The following is a 24453-nucleotide window of genomic DNA, read 5'->3' as shown; positions in this document are numbered from 1 at the left end:
GTAAACAAGATTTTATCGCTAGAACTTAAGAAAATATATAATCTAGGCGTAAAAAAATTATAAAATCAGTTTCGAGCTTATAGGATATATTGACTTAAATCTTTATTTTTAACTAGATTTCCTAGTTTTTCATTGACATAGTCTGTAGTTATATTAATATTTTTGTCTGTTAGTTCTGGAGCGTCAAAAGAGATTTCCTCAAGAAGTCTTTCCATAACAGTATGAAGTCTTCTAGCACCAATATTTTCAACTTCTTCATTAACTCTGTAGGCAATTTCAGCAATTTTTCTGATTGCATCTTCTTCAAAGCTTAAATCAACTCCTTCAGTTTTCATCAAAGCAATATATTGTTTAAGAATAGAGCAGTCAGGTTCTCTCAAGATTCTCACAAAATCTTCTATTTCTAGAGATTTTAGCTCAACTCTAATCGGTAACCTACCTTGAAGCTCTGGTATAAGGTCAGAAGGTTTGGCAACATGGAATGCACCAGATGCTATAAACAGTATATGATCTGTTTTGATCATACCATATTTTGTTGATACTGTAGAACCTTCAACTAATGGTAATAAATCACGCTGTACGCCTTCTCGAGACACATCAGCACCAGAATTATTTGATTTCCTACATACCTTATCAATCTCATCCAAGAATACGATACCATTTTGCTCAACAGCTTCTAAAGCACGAGCTTTGATATCTTCTTCATTAACTAGTTTTGCAGCTTCTTCATCTTGAGCTAGTTTGATAGCATCTTTGATGCGCATTTTCTTATTTTTTTTCTTATCACTGCTTAAACTAGAGAAAAGATCTTGTAGTTGACTTGTCATATCTTCCATACCTGGAGGGCCCATTACACCGATAGTTTTCGGGGCAATAGCTACTTCAATTTCAACCTCTTTATCATCAAGTTCACCATTTTGGATTTTCTTTCTAAAAATTTCACGGGTTTTATTTTCTTTTTCTTTTTTAGTAGCAGCATCTTCTGTTGGTTCATTTGCAAAACCGACTTTTGATTCTGAAGCCCTTGCAGGCGGGATTAGAACATCTAGGATTCTATCTTCTGCTAATTTAACTGCTTTCTCCGTAACTTTCTTTTTAGCTTCTTCGCGCTTCATCTTCACAGCAGTTTCTACTAAATCACGAATAATAGATTCGACATCCTTACCAACGTAGCCAACTTCTGTAAATTTAGTTGCTTCAACCTTGATAAACGGAGCATCTGCTAATTTTGCTAGTCTACGCGCGATTTCTGTTTTACCAACGCCTGTTGGACCAATCATAAGAATATTCTTAGGAGTTACTTCTTGACGCATCTCACTATCAAGTTGCATTCTGCGCCATCTGTTACGTAAAGCAATAGCTACTGCTTTTTTAGCATCATTTTGACCAATTATGTGTCTTTCCAATTCGTGTACAATTATTTTTGGAGTCATTATGTGTGTCATTGTATAACTATCCTTTTTTATTTTCTAAACTTTGTATCGTAAAGTTATGATTTGTGTAAATACAAGTATCAGCTGCTATTGTAAGGCTTTTTTTGACGATATCTTCAGCTGATAAATCTGTATTTTCAACAAGGGCAGTTGCTGCAGAACGAGCATATGTTGAGCCTGAACCAATAGAGATAATATCATTTTTATCAGCTGCCATTACATCACCAGCACCTGATATTAACAATGAAAGCTTCTCATCAGCGACAATAATCATAGCTTCAAGTTTACTTAGCATCCTATCTAGACGCCATTCACGCACCATCTCAACAGCTGCTCTTTCAAGGTTACCTTGATAGAATTCTAATTTTTGTTCAAACTTTTCAAATAGTGTAAATGCATCGGCAGTTGAGCCGGCAAATCCTGTAAGTACTTTACCATTATTTAATTTTCTAACTTTTACTATATTATCTTTTGCTACTGTATGTCCGAGAGTGGCTTGGCCATCACCACCGATTACTACTTTATCACCTTTTCTAACGCATAGAATAGTAGTTCCTTTCATTGCTTCCATAATTATTCCTTTATTAGGAGTTGTTAAAATAATTTGTTTAATATAATTAAATGGTATTGATATCAAATTTTACAAGTTTTTATTATGTTTTTTTATATTTTTAAATATTAGATTGGATTTTATAGCACAAAAATAACAACTTTTATGTTATATTTTAGCTTGTTTCATTTTATTAACTGAGTGTTTTAAATATGAGTAATTTAAATTTTAAAGAAACTATTTCTCAAGCAGCAAGTATATATAAGAGAGCTTTTAAGATAACTTTTGCATTAGCCTTTATGCTTTCATTTATCTCTGAGTTTTGTTTTGTCTACTTGATGAATCATGGAATGGATAAATTTATCCAAAGTAATGGTGAGGTTGATGTCTCCCAGCTACCATCTGCGAATATTTTAGTAGTTATGTTTTTGATAATTATGATCGCTACAATATTTGTTTATGCGATGATAATTAGCTTACAAGGAATTATGATCAAGCATGAGCTAAAAGTATCAGATGCGCTAAAAATTGCTCTACAAATATTTTCCAAACGAGTTTTTGTGTTTGTTGGTGCATTTTTGCTCTCAATGATTGTAACGGCTATATTTACGATGTTTTTACAATACATTGGTATCTTTTTAGCAATATTGCTGTTCTTAACAGTTATGCCTTCGGTACTTTTAACGCAGAAGGGCGTTTTTGAATCACTTTCAGCTAATTTTTATATAGTAAAAAATAATTTTTTCTATATGTTTAGAGTTTCAATAACGATATTAGCATTTATGATTATCAAGCCATTGTTAACATTTGGCCTAATATATATTCTAAGAAGTTTAAATGTCGAAATGAATTCGTTAGAAATGTCAGTACAAAATATCGTTGTAACAGTAGTTGACGCTTTTATTTTACCTTTTATTTTTGCTATCAGTGTGGCAACATTTTTTGCGACAAATTCAAAATAAAAGAGCGTAAAATTAAAGATTATCATGCATATGTAATCGAGTTGAGGTTCTAAATCAACTTTTAAAATTGGTTAACGGTTTATTCTTCTAAGATTTTTTTTAAGAAATTAAAATCATAACTATTTTCAAAACGAATATTTTTGTTAGCAAGATTTGTATTTTTATAGACATTGTTGATCTCTGTAATAATTCCAGATTCAATTTTGATTTTGATTTCTTCACCACCTTTTGTATAAGTTTTTGTAAAAGGTAGAGTTTTACCAAAACGCCATTTCCAATCTTTTAAGTTTTCAATTTCTTTGGTTATTAGCTCTTTATTCACTAGTGGTGTGTCTTCATTAATCAAGCTTAAGTTAACGCTTCTAAAACTTTTGATAAAGGATCTAGTTATATCCTGAGTTTGTATATCTGCTTTGAGTTGGCAAAGGTTAATAACTTTTGAACGATGAGATTTGACTCCTTTGGTATCAAGGGATTTATCTATTGGCTGATGAAGGTAGTCATAGAGTTTTTTTGTATTGGCATTAATCAAAAATGTACCATGATGAAATGCTCGATCTTTCTTCTCCCTAAAAGCACTACCTGATATTTTATAAGTGTAGTTATGATGATCAACAACAATATCATTTCTTTGGTTAGCATAGACTTCGATACCTAGCTTTCTAACAGTATTGCAAACTAATTCTAAGTTAGCTTGGATATCATGATCTTTTTTAGGTGAAATAATCGTGTAATTTAAATTACCAAAATCGTGATAAACAGCGCCACCACCGCTTTGACGTCTAACCATAGGAATTTTATCTTGTTGCATTGCTGTGAGATTACATTCAAGCCAAGGATTTTGGGCTCTACCTATGACAACACAAGGAGCATTTTGCCATAAAAATAGAATTTTTTTATCATTTAGCTTTTCTAAAAAAAGCCAGTTTTCAAATGCTAAATTAAAATAAATATCATTGCTTTGAGATATATATATATTCATCGACTATTAAATATTTTTAGTTTGTAACAAGTATAAGGTTTTATTGGTTCTATAAAAGAGTTTTGTGCTATAATTTTGCTTTATTGAATGAAATTTATTAATACAAAATATAATGTTGACTATACAGCAGACTTTAGAAATTATTAAAAGAGGGGCTGAGGAAGTCCTAATCGAAGAAGAATTAATCAAGAAACTCGAAAAAAATACACCTATGGTGATTAAGTTTGGCTGCGATCCAACAGCACCAGATATTCATTTAGGTCATACTGTGGTTATTAATAAGCTAAAACAATTACAAGATTTAGGCCATGAGATCCATTTTTTGATCGGTGATTTCACTGCACAGATAGGTGATCCTAGTGGCAAAAATGCGACAAGACCACCGCTAACAGCAGCAGAGGTTGCTGCAAATGCTGAGACTTATACTAAGCAAGTATTTAAAATTCTTGATAAAGACAAAACTATCATTCGTCGTAACGGAGACTGGTTTAATCAAATGACTGCTAGTGATATGATTAAGCTTGCTTCTAAATCAACAGTAGCAAGAATGCTTGAAAGAGATGATTTTTCAAAAAGATACAAAAATGGTCAATCGATATCAATCCATGAATTTTTATACCCTCTAGTACAGGGTTATGACTCTGTAGCTATGAATGCTGACATTGAGCTAGGCGGTACAGACCAAAAGTTTAATCTACTAATGGGTAGGGAGTTACAAAAGCAACAAGGTCAAGAACCACAAGTTATAATTACAATGCCACTTCTAGAGGGTTTAGATGGTGTCAAAAAAATGTCTAAATCTAGCCAAAACTACATTGGTATCGAAGAGCCAGCAAATGAAATCTTTGGTAAAGTAATGTCGATTTCAGATGAGCTTATGTGGCGCTATTATGAATTACTAAGCTTTAAAACACTAGAAACTATTGCTAATTTAAAGCAAGATGTTGCAAATGGTACTAATCCGCGTGATATTAAGATAGAGCTTGCTAAAGAGTTAATCGAGAGATTCCATTCGAAAGTCGAAGCTGAAAACGCTCACCAAGATTTTATTCAAAGATTCCAAAAAAATCAGATACCTGATGATATAAATGTTGTAGAATTAAACCAAGAACTACCTATAGCAAACTTGCTAAAAGAAGCAGGCTTAGTTGCAAGTACTTCAGAAGCTAATCGTATGATTCAACAAGGTGCTGTTAAGATTGATGGTGAAAAGATTAGTGATAATAAGGCTGTTTTTGCTAAAGGAACAGATAATGTTTTCCAAGTAGGAAAACGTAAATTTGCAAAAATTATTATAAAGTAAGGGGTTTTAAGAATGGATAAGTTTTTATCAATATTTGTAGGCGTATTAATTATAGTAACTATTATAACTGTATTTATTCATCTGTTTCCAATTGCTATAAAAGTATGTGTTATTTCGGCGATTATTAGTGCAATAATTTACGTTGTGCTTAAAATGATTGAGAAGTTTAGTAATTAGATTGCTTGAATTTACTAGTAAAAATAAGTCTGTTAAGAATTTATTATCAAGATATATACAAAGTAAAGAGTTTATCGTTCAAAAAGCAGAGAACCTAAGATTTTATATGGCTTGGAAAGGTTTTTTTAATAAGTATTTAAGGTAGAGTTATGAAAATGAGAACTCTAGAGTATGTGATTGCATTATATGAAACAGGTAGTTTCAAAGAAGCTTCTGAAAGATGCTTTGTATCTCAACCAGCCTTAAGTATGCAAATAAAAAACTTAGAAGAATGGTATGGCGTAAAAATTTTTGAAAGAACAAAGAAAAAAGTCTATACAACAGAAATCGGAGAGAAAATAGTTGGACAAATATATATTATTTTAAATGCACATAATAGTTTAGATAGGCTTATAAGAAACTATCTAAATAACGATAAAATACCTATATCAATAGGTGCTTTCTCAACTTTATATCCTTATCTTATGCCTAAAATTATTTCTATAATTAAAAAAAATTATCCTAATTTTGAAATTTCTGTAATAGATAACAACTCTGATAAGTTAATCGATATGCTCTATAAGGATCAAATTGATTTTGTTTTTTTAGCAGAGCCTATAGAAGATATTAATCTTCATATTGAAAGAGTTTTTAAAGAGAGATTTTACTTATCAGCAAGTGTTGATAATCCAATATCACAGAAAAAAACAGTGACATTAAAAGAGCTTTTACAAGAGAAGTTAATCTTCCTAGATAGTGAAATGGGTCTGAAAGGATGGATTTTAGAAACTTGTAAGTCAAATAATATTGATTTTAGTTTCATCAAGGGATCTAGCTTACTTACAATAAGAGAAATGGTTAGAATTAATGAAGGTGTAACTCTTGTACCAGAGCTTGCATGTGTCAACATAGAGGGATTGGTGTACCTTACTATAGAAGATATAGATTTTTATAGAAATATTTGTTTAGCCAGGAAAAAAAGTAACGTATCAAGAGAAGAATATTTAACTATAGTCAAATTAGTGAAAGAGAAGATTAATTTAGAAAAGTAGATTTTATTATAATTTCTTATTCAAACTAAACTTAAATATTTATCATAAAAGAAACTTATTATAAACATAAGATTAAAGTATTTCACTTAGTTATTTGTTTCTTGTATTCTGATATAAGTTGTTATTTTTATTAGCTTTCAAATACGGGAAAAATAACTATGAATATAAAAAAAGTTTATGATATTACAGATATACACAAAGCATCACAGAAAAGATTACCAAGAGTTTTTTTAGATTATATTGATAGTGGTTCATATCAACAACAAACAGTGTATGAAAATGAGCAGGCATTTAAAAAAATTAGAATAAATCAAAGTGCATTTAAAGATTGTAGCAAGAGAAATCAGTCTAAACAGATATTTGATTTTAACTCTAGTGTACCATTTGCAATAGCTCCGACCGGTATGGCTGGTATGTTTTGGCCAAAAGGTGAAATAGCATTAGCTCAAATAGCTGAAAAGGTTAGTATTCCATATGTTTTTAGTACTATGGCTATCTGCTCTTTAGAAACTGTAAGAAAAGAAGTTAATAATCCTTTTTGGTTTCAACTTTATCTTATGAAAGATAGAGGCTTTACCAAATCATTAGTTGAAAGAGCAAAATTAGCTGGTTGTAAGACAATTTTTGTTAATGCTGATTTACCAGTCAATGGTATTAGATATAGCGATATGCGTAATGGTTTGTCGATTCCGCCAAAATTTAGGTTTAAAGACATTATTAATATTACCACTAAGCAAAGCTGGTTATGGGGATATTTACTAAGTAAATACAAACAGTTTGGTAATTTAAGTGGACACATTCCAACTGGTGAAAAAGGGATGAAAAGTGTCATAGATTTTATGGATTCACAATTTGATCCGAGTGTTACTTGGAAAAACGTAGAATGGCTGAGAAAAATTTGGGATGGTAATCTGGTTATAAAAGGAATTTTAAATACAGAAAGCGCTGAAAATGCAGTAAAAGTTGGCGCTGATGGAATTGTTGTATCTAACCATGGTGGAAGACAACTTGACGGTGTTTTGCCAACTATAGAAGCTTTGCCAGCAATAGCTGAGAAAGTAAAAGGGAATACAAAAATAATTTTAGACAGCGGTATTAGATCGGGTCAAGATGTCATAAAAGCTTTAGCATTAGGTGCAGATTTCACTTTAGTTGGTAGACCATTTTTGTATGGATTGTCAGCATTTGGTCAAAAAGGTGTAGAAAAAGTTTATGATATTCTCAAAAAAGAGATAGATAACACAATGGTTTTGGCAGGAATTTCAGATTTAAATAATATTTCAGTCGACGTTGTGATTTAAATAAATTAAAGAGGTAAATTATTATGGAAATGATAACAGTAAGTGAGTACTTAAGAAGAAGATTAAATGAGTTGGGAATAAAAGATATTATTGGTGTTCCTGGGGATTATAATTTAGATTTTGTTGAACAAATTGAGCACGATAATAGATTTGAATGGCGCGGTGACTGTAATGAACTATGTGCTAGTTATGCTGCTGAGGGTTATGCTAGAACTCATGGCATTAGTGCTATGGTCACTACTTATGGTCCTGGAGAATTAAGTGCTATAAATGGTATAGCTGGGGCCTATGCGGAAAATTCAGCTGTGATTAAAATTGTAGGATCTATTGGTTTAGCTAAAGAGGAAAAACAACTTCCAGCTCACCATACACTGCTAAATAAAAAATATAGAGAATTCACAAAAATGTATTCTCATATAACAGTAGACCAAGTTGAACTTGATTTTTATAATCCTGGTGAGCAGATAGATCGAGCTATTAAGTCATGTTACTATCATAAACTTCCTGTGTATATTAAGCTTCCACAAGATATTTTAAATTATTTAGTTGCTGCTCCACATGGAAAATTAGATATAGCTTTACCTAAATCAGATGCTAAGCTGTTGGAGAATACTTTTGCTACTATAAAGGAGCGTATCAATACTAGAAATAGCTTAATCATTGTGGGTGAAATGGCAGATAGGTATCATGTTTCTGATAAGTTAAATAAGTTTTTAGAAGAAAGTAATATTCCTTATATGACTATTTGGGGTGCCAAAGGTGCTGTAAGAGAAGACTTACCTAACTTTATGGGGACTTATGCCGCGGTATTTTCTAATCAAAATATAAATAAGATATATAATGAAGCTGAAAATATTATTTGTCTTGGTGTTAAATGGTGGGAAATTAATGCAGGCATATATACTGTTAATCTAGATCCTAAAATAGTAATTCAAGTTGATCCAGAAAGTATCACAGTGGATGGAAAAACTATTTTTGGAGTTACATTAAGTGATATTTTAGAAAAAATGTTTAGCTCTAGTATTAAATATACAAAAGCTATTCCTCAATTAACTGTTACAAATGGTATTAAAAGAGAGCAACTTAAAAAAGGTGAAATAGAACATAATAACTTGATCTTCCATTTAGATAGATTTCTAAAAGAAGATGATATGGTGGTAGTTGATACTGGTACAGTTTTAATGGATTGTGGAGAGTTTACGTTACCAAAAGGAGCTAAAATTATTAATGGTGCTGTATGGTCATCGATAGGTTTTGCAGTTCCAGCAGCAAATGGTGTAGCTTTAGCAAATAAAAAGGGTAGAACTATAGTTTTAGTTGGTGATGGAGCTTTTCAGATGACAGCTCAATCACTATCAACTGCTTTTTATTATAACTTAAAGCCTATAATTTTCCTAATAAATAATGATGGCTATACAATTGAAAGGGGTTTTGTGGGAATGCATTCTAAGTATAATGATATTAATGCATGGAAATATTTAGATTTAGTAAAAGCATTTAATGGTGAAGCATTTACAAAAACAGTAGTAACGGATCAGGAGCTAGAAGCCGCAATGGAAGAAGTAAACCAAAATTTAGACAAGCTTTGTATGATTGAAATTATTATGGATAAGTATAAGCAACCGGAACTTTTAAACAGATTGACATCATTAAGTAAAAAGGTTTAGTAAGGTTTTGTGTATGAATTATGATTTTTATATTTATCTAACAGTTTTAATTTGTTAATATGAGAGGAATCGATGATAGACGATGAAAAAAAAGTAAATGGAGATAATAAACATAAATAAAACTCATAAGAAAAAGAAAAAAATGGGTAATGTCCTTATTAACAAAAATGACAGATAAAAGTGGAGATATTAGTTTATCTGGGAAAAACGATTCTAAATTCGAGTTCACTAACCCTTTTGTAGTTGACACGGGTCATGCTTCATATATAGTAATCAAAAAAATATTTAGAGATAAATTTGTAGCTGACATCTAAATTCTCATCAACCCATTTTTGAGGGCTTTCTAATAGTAGAACTTGTGAGATAGGTTTAAGTTATCATTCTGGATTAACTTACTCTTATGCATTTGATTTATCAGATAAGCATTCGGTAGTTAAATAAGGTTTAAGGAACACATATGAATAATTTTATACTTTACAACCCTACACGTATATTTTTTGGTGAGGGTGAAATATCAAAGCTAAAAACTGTGATCGATAAAAAATCAAAAGTTTTGATAGTTTATGGTGGAGAGAGCTTTAAAAAATATGGAGCATATCAGCAAACTCTAGAGGCCTTAGCAGGATATAGTATTTTTGAGTTTGGTGGTATTGAGCCCAATCCTGATTATAGTACCTGTCTGAAAGTTGTTTCATATATTAAAAAGCAAGATATTGATTTTATCTTAGCTGTTGGTGGAGCATCTGTAATTGATGCTGTTAAGTTTATATCAGCAGCGGTATATTTTGATGGTGAGCCGTGGGACATACTAGCTAAAGCAGCTGCAATTAGTAAAGTTATGCCTTTGGGTACTATTTTAACAATTGCTGCAACAGGTTCAGAAATGAATTGTGCATCGGTAATATCAAGAAGAGAAACTGGTGAAAAGAGAGTATTTTTTAGTGATAAGGTATTTCCTAAATTCTCTATCTTAGATCCAGTTGTAACTTACACTTTGCCCAAAAAACAAATATCAAATGGTGTGGTTGATGCGTTTGTTCATGTTATGGAGCAATATATGACGTTTCCTCAGCATGCCGACTTACAAGATGGCTTTGCTGAGACAATTTTAAAAAGTTTAATAAATAATGGACCAAAAGCTTTAGAGAATCCAGAAGATTATAATGTGCGTGCTAATATAATGTTTTCAGCGACTATGGCATTAAACGGTTTGATAGGTTCTGGAGTTGTACAAGATTGGGCAACTCATCAGATAGGACACTCTTTGACAGCATGCCATAACTTAGATCATGGTCAGACTTTAGCGATAGTCTATCCAAGTGTACTTAAATATAAGAAAGCTGAAAAAGCAGATAAATTAGTACAATATGCTGAAAGAGTTTTAAATATCGATAGTAGTTTGCTAAAAGAGCAAAAAATAGATTTAGCTATAGCTGAAACAGAAGAGTTTTTTAATATTATGGGGCTTGCTACCAAACTAAAAGATTATAGTATTACTCAGAAAGGTATCGATGCTTTAGTTAATAATGTTGCTAGAAATTCAATTTTACCATTAAGTGAAAGACAAGATATTTATCTTGATGATGTTAGAAAAATATTAGAAATTAGCTTATAAAATTAATCATTTCTTTTAAAATCAATTATTTGCCTACGTTGCTTTTTAGTTGGTTTTGCTGGACTTAGTAAGCTAACTGTTTTTCTAAGTAGTGCTTCTTTTTCTCTAGCTTGTATACTTTCTGAAGTTTCTATATAGAGTTTTTGTGCTTCTATGGCAGATTTTCTGACTTCATCTAAGGCTTGGGCAACTATCGTTTTTCGAGTATGTGATTGTTGTACTTGATAGATATCTCCTATATTTACTGTTTTGCTAACTTTAGTTTTTTGCCCTTGAAAATGAACTTTGCCACCTTCAATAGCTTTTTTTGCTAAAGCTCTAGTTTTATAAAATCTAGCAGCCCACAACCATTTATCTAGTCTTACATTCATATTTAGAAAAAGTTTATTCTTTATATTGTATAACTAATTTATCATAAAAATGATATAGGTAGAATCCTTCAGTCATCCTGGACTCGCTTTAGAACTTAATAAAATTGACTCCTATAATGAGATGCTAAAATAAATTCAGCATGGCAATTTTATGATGGATTTGATTATAGCTAATAACATCAAGCATTTTAACTGGTTTTAAAGTTTGATATTCTAAAGGCAGTTTAATCTATTTTAAAAAAGTACAAAATGAATAAAACTATCAATTTGCATAAAATGAAAACTTCTCTAGATGTAAGAAATAATGCCCTGTATGAGATAGAAGATATTTGTCTAAATGATTATATTGGTCAGAATTTAAAACTTGAGTTTTTAAATGAAATTAACTGTGTCGCCTGTGGTGCTAATACAAAAAAAAGTTATTCACAAGGATATTGTTTTATGTGTATGCGTAGACTACCTGAATGTGATATCTGTATCGTTAAGCCGGAGTTATGCCACTTTGCAGCAGGTACTTGCAGAGACTCAAGTTGGGGTGAGCAAAACTGTATGAAAACGCATATAGTATATTTGGCAAATACTGGTGATATTAAGGTTGGTATTACTAAGCTGAAAAATATTCCATCACGTTGGATAGATCAGGGTGCTAGCCAAGCTATACCAATTTTTGCTGTTGAAAGTAGACTAATATCAGGTTTAGTTGAGGTCGCTATCAAAGAACATATATCAGATAAGACAAATTGGCGTAAAATGCTCCAAGGTGAACCTGATAATAATATTGATTTTGTGAGTCTAAGAGATGAGCTAATTCAAAAATCTAGTCAAAAGATAGTTAAGATAAAAGCTAAATATGGTGATAATAGTGTTGAGCCAGTAGAAGGTAAGATACAACACATAAATTACCCAATGCTAGAATATCCACCTAAAATAAAACCACTCAATCTAGATAAAGATCGCATGATTGATGCAAAACTTATGGGCATAAAAGGTCAGTATTTAATATTTGATAGTGGAGTTATAAATATTCGTAAATTTAGTGGTTACAAATGTAACTTATTGACAGAGAAAAATGCAAAGTAGTAAAAATCAAAGATTTAAGTTTGGTAGTACAAATTTGAAATATTTTCCATATGCTTGATGTTGAGCAATGGGCTTATAATCTAAATTTACCTGAACTTGTTGGTAAAAAAACCTAGATGGAGAAGAAAAGGTTGATAAACTCAATCTGATCTGACAATAAATACTTGTCTAAAACAGGTAATTGTCGCATCAGGTCTAGACTTTTATATTACAACCATATTGTGTCCTTTTATAGCAAATTATTAAATTAATTTATAATAATAAATAATCTGCTAACTAATCAACACTTTTATGATACTCTGTATTGTAAAGTGATACAATAAGTTTGGTTATTTTTAGTCAAAATGTGTAAACTTAAACAAAATTAATTTTTATGAACAAAGATAAAAAAATCCAAGTAATTAGTAGAGCTATAAATGTACTAAAAAGTATAAGTAATGAACCAGGTGGTATGAGCCTAGGGGATATTGCTAAAAAGGTTGAATTACCACGCTCTACGGTGCAAAGAATAGTTGCTGCTTTAGAGGCAGAGGGCTTTATAAGAAGCGAAGGTGCTGGAAAATCTTAATTGGATCAGAAGTATTTAGGTTAGCCTCATCATCTTATGCTGATATTGTATCTTTGACACAAAGATTATTAAGAAATTTAAGTGAGAAAACACGTGAGACAGTGGTGCTAACACAATCAGATAAAGCTGAACTTATTGTAGTGCATCGATTTATCGCTAATAGAGAATTACAAGTAATACCAAGAATAGGAGTTCTTGAAAAGCCTATTTATGATACAGCTCCAGGACGGGCACTGCTAGCTTTGTATTCAGATGATGAAATTATTGAAATATTAGGTAGGGAAATTTCTAATAATAAAGAATTATTTAAAAGATTAGCACAAATAAGAACTAATGGTGTGGGGTATGATCATGGTAAGACTATAGAGGGTATAGTTAGTACAGCAATAGCGGTAAATACTTTCTTAGGTAGTTTTGGAGTTTCAATACTTGTACCACAAAATCGTTATGATGAAAATAAGGTTTTTTATATAAATGAACTCTTAAAAGTAAAAGCCCAAATCCTAGCTGAAATTGGTGTTAAAGATTCTAAAGACTATTAGGACATTTTGATGATTTAATACTGGTCATATAAAAAAAACAGCTTATTGAGATTAAAGATTTGTATTTAGAAGCTATAGCTCATTGAATTTTTAGCATTAAATTTATACTTTTTTCATTCAACTATTAGCAACTTCCTAGAGTAAGTTTCTAATTTTTAGAGAATATTTTTATTTAAAAAATTGACAATTTAACGCTATATGAGAGAATTGGTAAACATTTTAAATAAATTCTGCTAACAACACAGTAAAATTGAAAGCAAATATATGTCTAGTAATGATTGGAAAAAAGCACTCAAAGAATCTTTCCACTCACCTTTAGAATTATTAGAATTTCTGCAAATAGTTAGTGATCAAGCTAGAGTTTCACTAAATATAGCAAAGAAGTTTAAGATGATTGTGCCTAGATCTTTTGCTAATAGGATGCAAAAAGGTAATATCAATGACCCTCTCTTAAAACAAGTCTTACCGACTGTAGATGAGGAAGTGATAGATCAAAACTATACTTGTGATCCATTGGAAGAAAAAAACTATAATAAAGTTCCTGGCTTATTACATAAATATCACGGTAGAGTTTTATTAATTGCACAAACAAGTTGTGCCGTACATTGTAGATATTGTTTTCGTAAAGAATTTGATTATAAAGATAATATTCCAGGTAGAAAAGATTGGTTGAAAGCTTTTGATTACATAACAAATGATAAAAGTATTGAGGAAGTTATCCTAAGTGGTGGTGATCCTTTATTAAATAATGACGAGATCTTAGAATTTTTCTTAGAAAACATCCAGCAAATACCTCATATCAAACGGCTTAGAATTCATTCGAGGATACCTGTAGTACTACCAGTGAGGATAACTACTAAGCTATTAAAGATTCTCTCAGAGCATAGATTAGATACTATATTAGTTATACATGTAAATCACCCAAATGAGATAGATGATAATGTTATCAATGTTTTAAAAGAAATACATAAATTTGGTATAATTATTTTAAATCAAAGTACGTTACTAAAAGATATAAATGATGATGCTGATGTGTTATATGCTTTAAGTACAAAGCTGATAAAAGCTAAGGTAATTCCATATTATATACATTTATTAGATACTGTTTCAGGAACTAAGCACTATAATGTTGACAATGCTAGAGATATTATGAAAAAACTTTCAGAAATTTCATCAGGATTTATGGTTCCTGTCTTAACCAAAGAAATTCCAGGCTACCCATCTAAAAAGTGGCTATCTTTCCATGAATAAAGTTTTCATACTTTAGATTCCATGAACAAAAATTTACCTTAACCAAATAAAAGTGCTGTCTAAGTATATAAAATCTAAGCAAGTTTTATCAAATCTAGAGAATACTCTTCTAAAGTGTTTAATTTTAGAAAAGAAATTTTCTATAAGATGCTTCTCTTTATATACATGCCAATCAATAAGAATATTGATTTAATAATTTTTTTAATAGAAATAAGCTGGCTGAGTGTAAGTCAAAGCTATTACATATTTTACTTAGATTGAAAAAGACATTTCGATAAGCTTAATGATCTTTTTCATATTAAATCAACAGTCTCTTAGATTCAGATATGTAGAATTTTATTATTACTTGATGTAGTTATTTAGCTTCAGAAACTATATTTAACTACATCTCGTATTATTTATAAATAATTTCGTTCACGGAACTATATTAGATAGATTTAATATTAATAGCAGCTATTTTGCCTCTGTTTTCTTCAGTTTCAAAGCCTACTTTTTCACCTTCGCGTAAAGAGCTTAAACCAGATTTTTCTACTGCACTAATATGAACAAATACATCTTTACCACCATCTTGAGGTTGTATAAATCCGAATCCTTTAGTTGTATTAAAAAATTTAACAGTGCCTTGTCTCATTATTTTATTTCCTTTTGTTTGTTGTTTTATAGAAGTTAAATCACATTGGTCTTAGTTTTAAACTTTAACGATTTAGTTATAAAGGATAGAATATTGGAAATAAACTTCTGATATATTTAGTCTCGTAGTAGTCAAATAAAGTTACAATATAAATAACTATTACTAATAATATAGTAAGAAAGGATTATTTGAAAGCTTTTTAGTGAAAATTAGGTATTTTAGTTAAATCAAAATCATTTTCATATTTATCTATGTTTTTTATATATAAGCATAAATCTTGAAAATCTAAACAACTTTCTATCATTGAGGATTCTTTACCATCATTATAATCGTTGTCTGTCATGTGATTAATTAAATTAATGAACTGCTCCATGATTTCTGTATTTAATATGCTCATCTCTGCTGCTTGAGCCATACTTATTTTTTTTGATTTTTTTATTTTCTTAACTAAACTGGCTATATCATTAAAAATAATTTCTAACATTTTATTGTTTTTAAAATCAATAAATTTACTCTTTGGATCAATCATTTAAATGACCATTATTAACTAATAAAAGGATATTATACTCTTAAATATGTCAATATTCTTAGCTATATTCATCTATCTTGCAGATATTTGATAAATATAATATCTTTAATAGCTAATTTGTATTACTATTAGTTAGGTATAAATAAAATAAAGCCTCTAAATCATTCTTTAGATACTTCATTCATTATTTTGCTAATAATCATTTTTAACCTAAAAAGAACTTAAATGTTCTTAATATTCTAAAATTAAGAGAGGATAATATGCCGAGAATAATAGTTGATCCCAAAAAGCCTTTTGATATTAGTCTAAGAAACTTTAAAAGAGCTTGTGAAAAAGCTGGTATTAAACAAGAACTTAGAGATAGAAAAACTTTTATAAAACCAACAGAGAAAAGAAAAATTGCTAAAAGGGCTGCTATCAGCAGAGCTAAACAAGCAGCAAGAAAAACTTATTCTTATTAATTTTTTTATTTTTTAATAAATAGAAATGCAAAGATAATTATTGGTTTGGTTTTATACATGTAAATTTGCAAGTCAAATTAAACTTAGCTGATTGCCAGCACTTTCAGAAAAACACAGTTTCCAATTTGGCTTACACGTTATTATGCTATTAGTAAAAGTCTTTTTATCTAGGTTCCATGAACAAAAAAATTGAATAAAGCAGTTAAGTATATTTAAATAGTTTTGTGAAACAAAAAAACATACTTAACATATATGGAATATTACATATCAGAAACAAATTGGTCAACTATTTTAACTTTTCTAACAGCTCAAAAAGGATTGCATACAAAAGATGTAGTTAAGCTTAGAAGATTCATAGAAGCAGTATTTTTTATCCTAAAAACAGGAGCTCAGTGGAAATATCTTCACAAGGATTATGGTAATAGTAGAGCCATCCATAAGCGTTATAAATACTGGGCTGACAAAGGTATTTGGAATAATCTAATGACTTATGTTTCAGACATTGATTCACAACAGTTCATGATAGATTCACTATCTGTTAAAGCACATGCGTGTGCTAGTGGTTATGAGATAAATGGTAATGAAATCAATGCTTTGGGTAGAAGTGTTGGAGGTTTAACAACAAAGATTCATACTCTTACAGATGCTTTAGGAAATCCTGTTAGATTTATAATAACTGCTGGTAATGTCCATGATATTGTACCCTCACAACAACTCTTAGAAGGAATAACAAATGCTTATATTCTTGCTGATAAGGCATATTTCTCTGAAGAAAATATAAAATTCCTTGAGGAAAATAAAAATAAACCAGTCATTCCTGCTAGAGAAAACTATACCAAAGGCCATAATGTTGACTGGCATATTTATAAGGAAAGACATTTGATAGAGAACTTTTTCTCTAAAATTAAGCATTTTAGAAGGGTTTTCTCTAGGTTTGATAAGACTTGTTCTGCTTTCCTCGGCTTTATAGCATTAGCAAGCACCTTTATTTGGCTTAGATGATTTTTTTGTTCATGGAACCTAATCACTCAATTCTTTAATTTTTGATTTTTAACATGTGAGTATATAGTTAAGAAAAGAAGCCCAATAATAATAGAAAAGCCAGAAGCTAATAATATAGCAATTTTGATACTATTCATAAATTGCTCCGTTGAAGTTAAATTGGTAATAAACAATGCCATTGTAAATCCAGTACCAGCTAATATTGCTCCTCCTATTAAAAGTCCCCAATTTAGATCAGATGGAAAAGTAGCAACTCTTGTAACTACAGCAAGCCAACTAAATGATAATATACCAATAGGCTTACCTAATACAAATGCCACAAATACAGAAAATATAAGATAGCTATTTATATCTTTAAATGAGAGATTTATGCTTGCATTTGCTAGTATAAAAAGTGGAAGTATAACAAAATTAACCCATGGATGAAGGGCTACTATCAATCTTTCTATAGGTGATAAAGATTCACGGATAGCTATTTCGGCCATATATAAGGTATGCCTATCTTTAGTATCATAACTACTTTGTTTATTTGTAGGATGAGAAGTTACATTATTAAGAATATTATATAACCTTGTATCATCAATCCATCTTCTAGAAGGAGTCATTAAGCCTAAAATCACTCCTGCAATCGTAGCATGAATTCCAGAAGCATCAAACAAAACCCATGTTACACATCCGATGACAAGGTATATTTTTAGATTACGAATACCAGCTAAAGTCATTAAACGAATTATTATTAATACTCCTATCGCTAGTATAATTACCAACCAATATAAATGATGACTATAAAAAAAAGTTACTACAAGTATTGAACATACATCATCGACAATTGCTAAAGAAAGAAGAAAAATACGTAAGCTGTTATTAATTCGTGAACCTAATATTCCCAAAGCTCCAACCACAAAAGCTGTATCTGTCACCATTACAGTACCCCAAGAGGATACTTCCGAACTATCTCGCAATAAAATAACATAAAATATTACAGGTATTAACATTCCACCAAATGCTGCTAAGGTAGCAAACATTCCTTCGCGAAACTTAGCTATTCCCCCGAAGGCAAAATACCTTTTCAATTCTAATGATATAATGAAAAAAAACAGAGTCATTAACCCATCATTTAGCCATTCTTTTATTGATTTTGAGAAACCATAAGAACTTATATGAAACCCAATTTTTACTTCCCAAATTTTCCTGAAATCATCAGCCCAAGGAGAATTAGATAAAATTAAAGCTATTATCATAGAAAGTAAAAGAATTAATCCTCCTATAGCTTCTATATGTAAAAAGCGAGATACTGGATTTGTTAATTTATTTATAAATTCTTTAGGTAAATGTGCTAACTCTACTTCAAATTCATCTTCTTTATTCATGTTAATAGCCCTTAATAACATAGTTATTAGTATATATAAGGACTCAAATGCTAGATTTATTACTTTCTAAGTGCCAATCGAAGTTTTTATAATTAAGTCTTTAATTCTCTTACATAATCTTTTGTTTTTCTTAAACCTTCTGATTGATTATTACATACTTCTGGTCTCATATTTTGATCCTGTGCATCCATCTCTAAAGAGCAATCTATAGCATTTGTTCGAGTGAATATATTTTCCTCTTTTTATTGATTCCATTCTGTATATTAGATTTTGCTTCTTTAAGCATATTCATTTGATTACCTAATTTAAATTATTTTATTTAGATAATCTTTCAAATAAAAGATTGGTTTCCTTTGTTATTAGAATCATTATGACATTGTATTGCTAGATTAACAAATAAACTTCACTGCAAAAAAATAAATAAGTTTGTATTTGTTGAACTTATATCGAATGTTTAGCAGATTCATCTACGCTAGATGCTGAAGAATAGGCTATTCATGATTATGAAGATTTTGTTAACTTAGGTTTATCAGAGTATTAAAGCTTAGAAACTATTTCCAAAGTGGCTGAAAATATAGTGGAACTTGGGGGGAGCTTTTTATAGAAGTTTTAAGTATACAAATAGCATTGATGAAGCAATCGAAATAATAGATGATCATTTTATAGGTTTACATGATTCAATTGAAGATTATGCAAAAGAAAAAACTGATATTCCAACAGTTCCAGAATATCTAAGATACTATATCGACTTTGAATCTTTAGCTAGAGATATTGAGCTATCAGGTGAAATCACAACCTTTGAAATTGATAATCAGATAGCTATTTTTATTCTATAATTAATAAACATTCACTACAAAAGGGCAATCGAGATGCTCTGTATATTAACAACTAAAGTTGCTTAAATAATGAGTAGGATATTTTAAATACTAATAATTTTATTTAATTGCATAGTTGACGTAATCAAATGACCTTCTATATTTGAATAATAGTAATCCCTAAATCACATAAGCTATCTTTACAATTAACTAACTTTTTCATTATCAGAAAAACAATAAAGTTCTCACATTTAGTTTTTTAATTGAAATAAAAACATTATCTAAATTTGAAAGTGGTCCTTAGCGCACATAGGTTCCAGAGTCCAGGATATAATTATCAAAAAAACATATTTTTAAATGTATGAAGTATAATAATGGGACTTAATTCAAGGCAGTATGTGCAATCAATCATTCTTACCAATATTTGCGATAGAAACTTTAAATTTCAATGGGTTTTATTTACTATATAAATCGTTTCCTGAAATTAAATTAGTTAAATCTATGTTTATTAAATTGAGTAATTTAAAAATAAATTTTAATATTAATTATGGATATAATTAGTGAAGTGTTTGAGCTTGAAAAATTTAAATCTATAAAAATTTGTAATCAGCCAGTCGATTTAGGACTATTTTTAAATAGTTTTGATATTGGTGATATATCTATAATTCCTAGTGAACAGAAAAATGATATATACAAATATACAAAACTCGAGGATAGAAATAAAAGGCTTATTGCTAGAAAAAAATTGTATCTATTTTTGAAAGAAAAGTATGGGTTGCAGTATTTTAATTTTCATTTTAATAATTACAATAAACCAAAATTTAAACATCATGAAAGTATTCATTTTAGTTTTTCTTATGCCAAAGAATATATATTTACTGGAATATCGAGTTTAGAAATAGGTATAGATATCGAATATATAGATAAATCCTTAAATGTAGGAAAATTAGCACATATAATAATGCACCCAACTGAGTTTGATTATTTTAGTTCTCTAGCTCCAAAACAAAAACAAGAATTTTTTTTTAGAGTCTTTAATATAAAAGAAGCTATTATAAAAGCGATAGGAATGGGACTTTATTATGACGTAAAGGCTATAAATGTCTTAGATATTGGTAAAGATCATACTTATTGCTTTGAAAATTACAAATTGAATATTAGAGAATTTGAACATATTAGTGGATTTAGGCTATCAGTCTGTTTAATTAATGTGTAGCTGAATCCATATAGAAGTTAGTACGTATAACGTTCTGTTACAAAGCATTTATGTTTTCTAATGAAAACCTTTTTCTCAGCCCATTTATTCTCTATTGGATTCAAATCTGGAGAATAGCAGGTAAAAACTCAATAATATGTCTGGCATCTGTAATAAGCTGTAATACATCTTTGTTTTTATGAAAAGTAGCATTATCCATAACAACAACAGTTTTTGTCTTTAGGCTAGGAGGTAAGAAAAGCTTAATCCAAGTACTAAATATATTTGCATCTATATTACAGTTAAACAATCCAACTGCAAATAAAACCTTATTAATCAGAGCCTATAAAATTAGCACGACCTTTAGCTCTCCAGTCACATAATCCATAACATCTTGTTTTGATTTAACTAAATCAAGGTTGGTATTAGGCTTATTTCTTGTACCTTTAGGTAAATTGCTCTTTAACCATTCTTGAATACTTCTTACACTTATGTTAAATTTTTTGGTAGCTTTAGAAAACGAATTTTAATGCCTTATTCATAAAATGATGAGGATACGAAATAAAAAAGTTAGTGTACTAATTTTACCTGTATTTAGCTATAGTATTTTATATCAAAAGTAGTAATAACCCAATTATTCTATATATGGTTTTATATCAGGGTAGAAACAAAAAAGCCCGCTACAAAGTAGACGGGCTCTATGTTCATGGCGGAGAAAGAGGGATTCGAACCCCCGGACCTGTTACAGTCAACGGTTTTCAAGACCGCCGCTTTCGACCACTCAGCCATTTCTCCGAACTAATGAAGTATATTATACAAATATTTATAAGCTTTGCAAGGCAATTTTTGTCAAAAAATTAAAGATATTTATAGTAATTTTGATAAAAGATGGTATATCATCGGTACAAAAGTATCTTAAGAAAGTTTATGTGATGTTAGATTATTTGGCGAGAAATCAAAATTGGGCAAAAATTACGCCATGGGCTGGTATACTATTTTCGATATTATTATTTACTAATTTTTCTGTATATGATCCACATTTTTGGGGTTTGATTAATATTCCGTTATATCTGTTTCATCAAACTGAAGAGCACTATGTTCCTGGTGGTTTTAAAAATTTTATGAATCGTGTAGTTATGGCATTACCAGTAAGTCAAGAGAAACTAACAGATATTAAGATCTTTTGGATAAACATCCTTATGGTATGGCTTGCATTTGCGATTTTTGGTATTTTGAGCTTTATTAATTTAGGCTTTGGCTTATTGATTATAATTTTTAGTATTATCAATTGCCTGACACATATTGCTGAAGGATTTAAGCATAAAAGTTGGAATCCAGGTTTAGTAATGGCAAGTATACAGTTTATGTTATCTTTATTTGCAGCATATTATGTTACAGCTCATGGTTTAGATAATCCTATAGCATGGTGGTTAGGCACTTTCATATTTTCAATAGTTGCACATATTCTATTATTTAATTTAGTTATGACTAGAGATTAGTTATATTTTTACTATTATCAATAGACTTTATTTATTCTAAGCATTATCATCTTGTTAAAAATCTATTTATAACCTGATATGAGGTTAAAAATGTCAGATAACAGATATCAAATTTCCAAAAAGGTTACTCTTGTTGGAATGTTTATAAATGCTTTGCTTGCTATATCTAAAACTTTAATAGGTATAATAGGGTGTTCACCAGCATTATTTGCTGATGGTATACATTCGTTTTCGGATCTTTTAAGTGATTTCATGGTTTTATTTGCAGCTAAGTATGCAAATAAAGGTGAAGACCATAATCACCCTTACGGACATGAGCGACTAGAGACTTTAGCAACACTGGTATTATCAGGATTGCTGATATCTATTGGTTTTATGATCGTGTATCATTCTCTAGGAAATTTGCTTAGTGGTGAGTATGTTATACCAGATAAATTTACTGTTTATGCGGCTATTTTCTCAATTTTAGGTAATGAATTTATTTACCAATATACAATGAGAGCTGCGAATAAGGTTGACTCTGATATGTTAAGAGCTAATGCTTGGCATAGTCGTTCTGATATGTGGTCTTCAGTAGTTGTATTAATCGGTTTAGTTGGAGCTTTTTTAGGCTTTGCTTGGATGGATGCTATAGCTGCATTCATCGTCTGCTTAATGATTGTCAAAATGGGAGTTAAATGGGGTTATTCAGCGGTAGCAGAACTTATAGATGAAGGAGTTGATGATCAAACGCGTCAAGATATCAAAGCAATAATTGCAAAAACTCAAGGTGTTGAAGACTTTCATTATCTTCGCACTAGAAAAATGGCAGGAAAAATTGTCCTAGATGTACATATCTTAGTAGATAAGTTTAGCACTGCCTCAGAAGGTCACTATATCGCTGAGGTAGTTAAAAGTAATATTTATCATAATATTGATAACATAAAAGATATAACAGTGCATGTAGATGTTACAAACCATGAAAGTGGAGTTATTAAACAAGATAATTTTGAGCCTTCTAGTGTTGAAATATTAAGTAAAATAAAAGAGATTTTTGCTGAAAATAATATTGATGAAAGTGTTATTTTAAATAAAAAGATGTCGATATATTATTTGGATGATGAGATTTTGGTAGATCTGTATGTTAAAAGGTCTAATGATTTAAAAAGGCTCTCAAAGGCATTGAGTAAAATTTCGTTTAAGGATTATAATATCTGTGTCACATTATATTGTAACCTAGCTAATAGCTAATCCAAAGGAGCTAAAATGAAAATTAAAAAAGCAGTGTTTCCTGTGGCTGGATGGGGAACTAGATTCTTACCAGCAACTAAATCATGTCCTAAAGAAATGCTAACAGTTGTTGATAAGCCTTTAATCCAGTATGCTGTTGAAGAAGCTATAGAGGCAGGCTGTAAAGAGATAATATTTGTTACTAGCTCAAATAAAAAATCTCTAGAGGATCATTTTGATAGAAACTTTGAGTTAGAATATTCTTTGGAAAAAAAACAAAAGTATGAACTATTAGACTTAGTAAAAAATATAATTCCCAAAGATGTAAGTTTTTTCTTTGTGCGTCAGCCAGAAGCTCTAGGACTAGGCCACGCAGTTTTATGTGCAAAACCATTGGTTGGAATTGAAGATTTTGCCGTTATACTTCCTGATGATTTAATCTATAATCATGATTGTGGTACTGGTACGCTAAAGCAAATGGTTAAAACGGTAGAAGGCACTGACATTAGAGGCTGTATCGCAACCCAACAAGTTAAGAAAGAAGAAACAGATTCATATGGTATTGTTGCAAAAGATAATGATAACCTTATAAAAGCAATTGTTGAGAAACCAGCTCCACAAAAAGCACCATCAACTAATGCAGTTGTAGGCAGATACTTATTACCAAATAAGATTTTTAGGTGTTTAGAATCAACCTCAGAGGGCGCAGGTGGTGAGATTCAACTAACTGATGCAATCGCTAAATTATTAGATCAGGATGAGAAAATTTTATCTTATGAATTTAAAGGCACACGTTATGATTGTGGTAGTAAATTAGGTTTTTTAATTGCTAATTATGAGATAGCCTTACAGCATAAAGAGTTAGGTCATAAATTCAAAGCATATTTGCAAAATAGATAGTACTTATCA

Annotated in this window: 23 protein-coding genes, 1 tRNA gene and 2 pseudogenes; 16 read left to right on the top strand and 10 right to left on the bottom strand. The window is 30.2% G+C overall.

What is annotated here, in order from left to right; all coding sequences use genetic code 11:
- Nucleotides 1-77: 77 nt before the first annotated feature.
- Together hslU and hslV are read right to left on the bottom strand one after the other, a co-directional pair.
- Nucleotides 78-1445: an ATP-dependent protease ATPase subunit HslU gene (hslU, locus tag CGC45_RS05160; protein ID WP_071629271.1), complete on the bottom strand. Its 1368-nt coding sequence runs from the start codon at nucleotides 1443-1445 to the stop codon at nucleotides 78-80.
- A 7-nt stretch (nucleotides 1446-1452) separates the two neighbouring features.
- A complete protein-coding gene (hslV, locus tag CGC45_RS05155; RefSeq protein WP_071629270.1) occupies nucleotides 1453-2004 on the bottom strand; it encodes an ATP-dependent protease subunit HslV in 552 nt (183 codons plus the stop codon).
- Nucleotides 2005-2195: 191 nt separating this feature from the next.
- On the opposite strand from hslV, the gene CGC45_RS05150 reads away from it, so the two are divergent.
- The gene (locus tag CGC45_RS05150) at nucleotides 2196-2945 is read left to right on the top strand and encodes a hypothetical protein (RefSeq protein ID WP_071629269.1); all 750 of its coding nucleotides are present in this window, start codon (nucleotides 2196-2198) and stop codon (nucleotides 2943-2945) included.
- A gap of 79 nt (nucleotides 2946-3024) precedes the next feature.
- On the opposite strand, the gene CGC45_RS05145 is transcribed toward CGC45_RS05150, so the two are convergent.
- Nucleotides 3025-3927: a lipoyl protein ligase domain-containing protein gene (locus CGC45_RS05145; protein ID WP_071629268.1), complete on the bottom strand. Its 903-nt coding sequence runs from the start codon at nucleotides 3925-3927 to the stop codon at nucleotides 3025-3027.
- A gap of 112 nt (nucleotides 3928-4039) precedes the next feature.
- Here CGC45_RS05145 and tyrS point away from each other — a divergent pair, with 112 nt between their 5' ends.
- The 5 genes from tyrS (at nucleotide 4040) to CGC45_RS05120 (ending at nucleotide 11021) form a co-directional block, all read left to right on the top strand.
- Nucleotides 4040-5230: a tyrosine--tRNA ligase gene (tyrS, locus tag CGC45_RS05140; protein WP_071629267.1), complete on the top strand. Its 1191-nt coding sequence runs from the start codon at nucleotides 4040-4042 to the stop codon at nucleotides 5228-5230.
- A 326-nt stretch (nucleotides 5231-5556) separates the two neighbouring features.
- A complete protein-coding gene (locus tag CGC45_RS05135; protein WP_071629266.1) occupies nucleotides 5557-6438 on the top strand; it encodes a LysR family transcriptional regulator in 882 nt (293 codons plus the stop codon).
- A 158-nt stretch (nucleotides 6439-6596) separates the two neighbouring features.
- On the top strand, nucleotides 6597-7739 hold the full coding sequence (locus CGC45_RS05130; RefSeq protein ID WP_071629265.1) for an alpha-hydroxy acid oxidase: 1143 nt from the start codon (nucleotides 6597-6599) through the stop codon (nucleotides 7737-7739).
- Nucleotides 7740-7762: 23 nt separating this feature from the next.
- Nucleotides 7763-9406 (top strand): alpha-keto acid decarboxylase family protein, encoded by a 1644-nt coding sequence (locus tag CGC45_RS05125; protein WP_071629264.1) that lies wholly within the window; start codon nucleotides 7763-7765, stop codon nucleotides 9404-9406.
- A 457-nt stretch (nucleotides 9407-9863) separates the two neighbouring features.
- A complete protein-coding gene (locus CGC45_RS05120; protein WP_114702080.1) occupies nucleotides 9864-11021 on the top strand; it encodes an iron-containing alcohol dehydrogenase in 1158 nt (385 codons plus the stop codon).
- Between the two features lie 2 nt (nucleotides 11022-11023).
- Here CGC45_RS05120 and CGC45_RS05115 read toward each other — a convergent pair whose 3' ends face one another.
- Complete coding sequence (locus tag CGC45_RS05115) at nucleotides 11024-11392, bottom strand: RNA-binding S4 domain-containing protein (protein WP_071629262.1); 369 nt, start codon at nucleotides 11390-11392, stop codon at nucleotides 11024-11026.
- Nucleotides 11393-11641: 249 nt separating this feature from the next.
- Here CGC45_RS05115 and CGC45_RS05110 point away from each other — a divergent pair, with 249 nt between their 5' ends.
- The 3 genes and pseudogenes from CGC45_RS05110 to epmB all read left to right on the top strand — a co-directional run bounded on the left by CGC45_RS05110 (nucleotide 11642) and on the right by epmB (nucleotide 14833).
- Nucleotides 11642-12472, top strand: a complete 831-nt coding sequence (locus tag CGC45_RS05110) for a DUF2797 domain-containing protein (protein WP_071629261.1) — start codon at nucleotides 11642-11644, stop codon at nucleotides 12470-12472.
- 373 nt (nucleotides 12473-12845) lie between these two features.
- Nucleotides 12846-13582, top strand: a pseudogene (locus CGC45_RS05105) (IclR family transcriptional regulator).
- 264 nt (nucleotides 13583-13846) lie between these two features.
- Nucleotides 13847-14833, top strand: coding sequence for an EF-P beta-lysylation protein EpmB (epmB, locus tag CGC45_RS05100; protein WP_114702079.1), 987 nt, complete (start codon nucleotides 13847-13849; stop codon nucleotides 14831-14833).
- Nucleotides 14834-14866: 33 nt separating this feature from the next.
- On the opposite strand, the pseudogene CGC45_RS05095 reads toward epmB, so the two are convergent.
- The 3 genes and pseudogenes from CGC45_RS05095 to CGC45_RS05085 form a co-directional block, all read right to left on the bottom strand.
- A pseudogene (locus CGC45_RS05095) lies at nucleotides 14867-15019 on the bottom strand (IS5/IS1182 family transposase); the annotation flags it as partial.
- Nucleotides 15020-15260: 241 nt separating this feature from the next.
- Nucleotides 15261-15464, bottom strand: a complete 204-nt coding sequence (locus CGC45_RS05090) for a cold-shock protein (protein ID WP_071629260.1) — start codon at nucleotides 15462-15464, stop codon at nucleotides 15261-15263.
- A gap of 199 nt (nucleotides 15465-15663) precedes the next feature.
- Nucleotides 15664-15993: a hypothetical protein gene (locus CGC45_RS05085; protein ID WP_071629259.1), complete on the bottom strand. Its 330-nt coding sequence runs from the start codon at nucleotides 15991-15993 to the stop codon at nucleotides 15664-15666.
- 260 nt (nucleotides 15994-16253) lie between these two features.
- Here CGC45_RS05085 and rpsU point away from each other — a divergent pair, with 260 nt between their 5' ends.
- Both rpsU and CGC45_RS05075 read left to right on the top strand, forming a co-directional pair.
- A complete protein-coding gene (rpsU, locus tag CGC45_RS05080) occupies nucleotides 16254-16454 on the top strand; it encodes a 30S ribosomal protein S21 (protein ID WP_071629258.1) in 201 nt (66 codons plus the stop codon).
- Between the two features lie 252 nt (nucleotides 16455-16706).
- Complete coding sequence (locus CGC45_RS05075; protein ID WP_071628410.1) at nucleotides 16707-17456, top strand: IS5 family transposase; 750 nt, start codon at nucleotides 16707-16709, stop codon at nucleotides 17454-17456.
- A gap of 26 nt (nucleotides 17457-17482) precedes the next feature.
- Here CGC45_RS05075 and nhaA read toward each other — a convergent pair whose 3' ends face one another.
- The gene (gene nhaA, locus CGC45_RS05070) at nucleotides 17483-18826 is read right to left on the bottom strand and encodes a Na+/H+ antiporter NhaA (RefSeq protein WP_071629257.1); all 1344 of its coding nucleotides are present in this window, start codon (nucleotides 18824-18826) and stop codon (nucleotides 17483-17485) included.
- Between the two features lie 584 nt (nucleotides 18827-19410).
- Here nhaA and CGC45_RS09345 point away from each other — a divergent pair.
- Together CGC45_RS09345 and CGC45_RS05060 are read left to right on the top strand one after the other, a co-directional pair.
- Nucleotides 19411-19662 (top strand): antirestriction protein ArdA, encoded by a 252-nt coding sequence (locus CGC45_RS09345; protein WP_232310081.1) that lies wholly within the window; start codon nucleotides 19411-19413, stop codon nucleotides 19660-19662.
- Nucleotides 19663-20188: 526 nt separating this feature from the next.
- Nucleotides 20189-20857 carry a 4'-phosphopantetheinyl transferase family protein gene (locus CGC45_RS05060; RefSeq protein WP_071629256.1) on the top strand — a complete coding sequence of 223 codons (669 nt, stop codon included), beginning with the start codon at nucleotides 20189-20191 and terminating at the stop codon, nucleotides 20855-20857.
- A gap of 100 nt (nucleotides 20858-20957) precedes the next feature.
- Here the strand turns inward: CGC45_RS05060 and CGC45_RS05055 are convergent, their stop codons facing one another.
- Nucleotides 20958-21146: a transposase gene (locus tag CGC45_RS05055; protein WP_162790176.1), complete on the bottom strand. Its 189-nt coding sequence runs from the start codon at nucleotides 21144-21146 to the stop codon at nucleotides 20958-20960.
- 397 nt (nucleotides 21147-21543) lie between these two features.
- Nucleotides 21544-21631, bottom strand: a tRNA-Ser gene (locus tag CGC45_RS05050).
- 83 nt (nucleotides 21632-21714) lie between these two features.
- Between CGC45_RS05050 and CGC45_RS05045 the strand changes: the two genes are divergently transcribed.
- The 3 genes from CGC45_RS05045 (at nucleotide 21715) to galU (ending at nucleotide 24444) form a co-directional block, all read left to right on the top strand.
- A complete protein-coding gene (locus CGC45_RS05045) occupies nucleotides 21715-22335 on the top strand; it encodes an HXXEE domain-containing protein (RefSeq protein ID WP_157092986.1) in 621 nt (206 codons plus the stop codon).
- A gap of 90 nt (nucleotides 22336-22425) precedes the next feature.
- The gene (locus tag CGC45_RS05040) at nucleotides 22426-23565 is read left to right on the top strand and encodes a cation diffusion facilitator family transporter (RefSeq protein WP_071629254.1); all 1140 of its coding nucleotides are present in this window, start codon (nucleotides 22426-22428) and stop codon (nucleotides 23563-23565) included.
- A 15-nt stretch (nucleotides 23566-23580) separates the two neighbouring features.
- Entirely contained in the window at nucleotides 23581-24444 is an 864-nt protein-coding gene (gene galU, locus CGC45_RS05035; protein WP_071629253.1) for a UTP--glucose-1-phosphate uridylyltransferase GalU, read from the top strand.
- Nucleotides 24445-24453 lie beyond the last annotated feature (9 nt).

The organism is Francisella opportunistica (genome assembly GCF_003347135.1).
Classification (GTDB): Bacteria; Pseudomonadota; Gammaproteobacteria; order Francisellales; family Francisellaceae; genus Francisella; species Francisella opportunistica.
This window is presented reverse-complemented; position numbering and strand designations above follow the sequence as displayed.

Coding starts and splice junctions, on each gene's coding strand:
- hslU (WP_071629271.1), bottom strand. CDS start 1,445: ATGACACACATAATGACTCCAAAAATAATTGTACACGAATTGGAAAGA.
- hslV (WP_071629270.1), bottom strand. CDS start 2,004: ATGGAAGCAATGAAAGGAACTACTATTCTATGCGTTAGAAAAGGTGAT.
- CGC45_RS05150 (WP_071629269.1), top strand. CDS start 2,196: ATGAGTAATTTAAATTTTAAAGAAACTATTTCTCAAGCAGCAAGTATA.
- CGC45_RS05145 (WP_071629268.1), bottom strand. CDS start 3,927: ATGAATATATATATATCTCAAAGCAATGATATTTATTTTAATTTAGCA.
- tyrS (WP_071629267.1), top strand. CDS start 4,040: ATGTTGACTATACAGCAGACTTTAGAAATTATTAAAAGAGGGGCTGAG.
- CGC45_RS05135 (WP_071629266.1), top strand. CDS start 5,557: ATGAAAATGAGAACTCTAGAGTATGTGATTGCATTATATGAAACAGGT.
- CGC45_RS05130 (WP_071629265.1), top strand. CDS start 6,597: ATGAATATAAAAAAAGTTTATGATATTACAGATATACACAAAGCATCA.
- CGC45_RS05125 (WP_071629264.1), top strand. CDS start 7,763: ATGGAAATGATAACAGTAAGTGAGTACTTAAGAAGAAGATTAAATGAG.
- CGC45_RS05120 (WP_114702080.1), top strand. CDS start 9,864: ATGAATAATTTTATACTTTACAACCCTACACGTATATTTTTTGGTGAG.
- CGC45_RS05115 (WP_071629262.1), bottom strand. CDS start 11,392: ATGAATGTAAGACTAGATAAATGGTTGTGGGCTGCTAGATTTTATAAA.
- CGC45_RS05110 (WP_071629261.1), top strand. CDS start 11,642: ATGAATAAAACTATCAATTTGCATAAAATGAAAACTTCTCTAGATGTA.
- epmB (WP_114702079.1), top strand. CDS start 13,847: ATGTCTAGTAATGATTGGAAAAAAGCACTCAAAGAATCTTTCCACTCA.
- CGC45_RS05090 (WP_071629260.1), bottom strand. CDS start 15,464: ATGAGACAAGGCACTGTTAAATTTTTTAATACAACTAAAGGATTCGGA.
- CGC45_RS05085 (WP_071629259.1), bottom strand. CDS start 15,993: ATGATTGATCCAAAGAGTAAATTTATTGATTTTAAAAACAATAAAATG.
- rpsU (WP_071629258.1), top strand. CDS start 16,254: ATGCCGAGAATAATAGTTGATCCCAAAAAGCCTTTTGATATTAGTCTA.
- CGC45_RS05075 (WP_071628410.1), top strand. CDS start 16,707: ATGGAATATTACATATCAGAAACAAATTGGTCAACTATTTTAACTTTT.
- nhaA (WP_071629257.1), bottom strand. CDS start 18,826: ATGAATAAAGAAGATGAATTTGAAGTAGAGTTAGCACATTTACCTAAA.
- CGC45_RS05060 (WP_071629256.1), top strand. CDS start 20,189: ATGGATATAATTAGTGAAGTGTTTGAGCTTGAAAAATTTAAATCTATA.
- CGC45_RS05040 (WP_071629254.1), top strand. CDS start 22,426: ATGTCAGATAACAGATATCAAATTTCCAAAAAGGTTACTCTTGTTGGA.
- galU (WP_071629253.1), top strand. CDS start 23,581: ATGAAAATTAAAAAAGCAGTGTTTCCTGTGGCTGGATGGGGAACTAGA.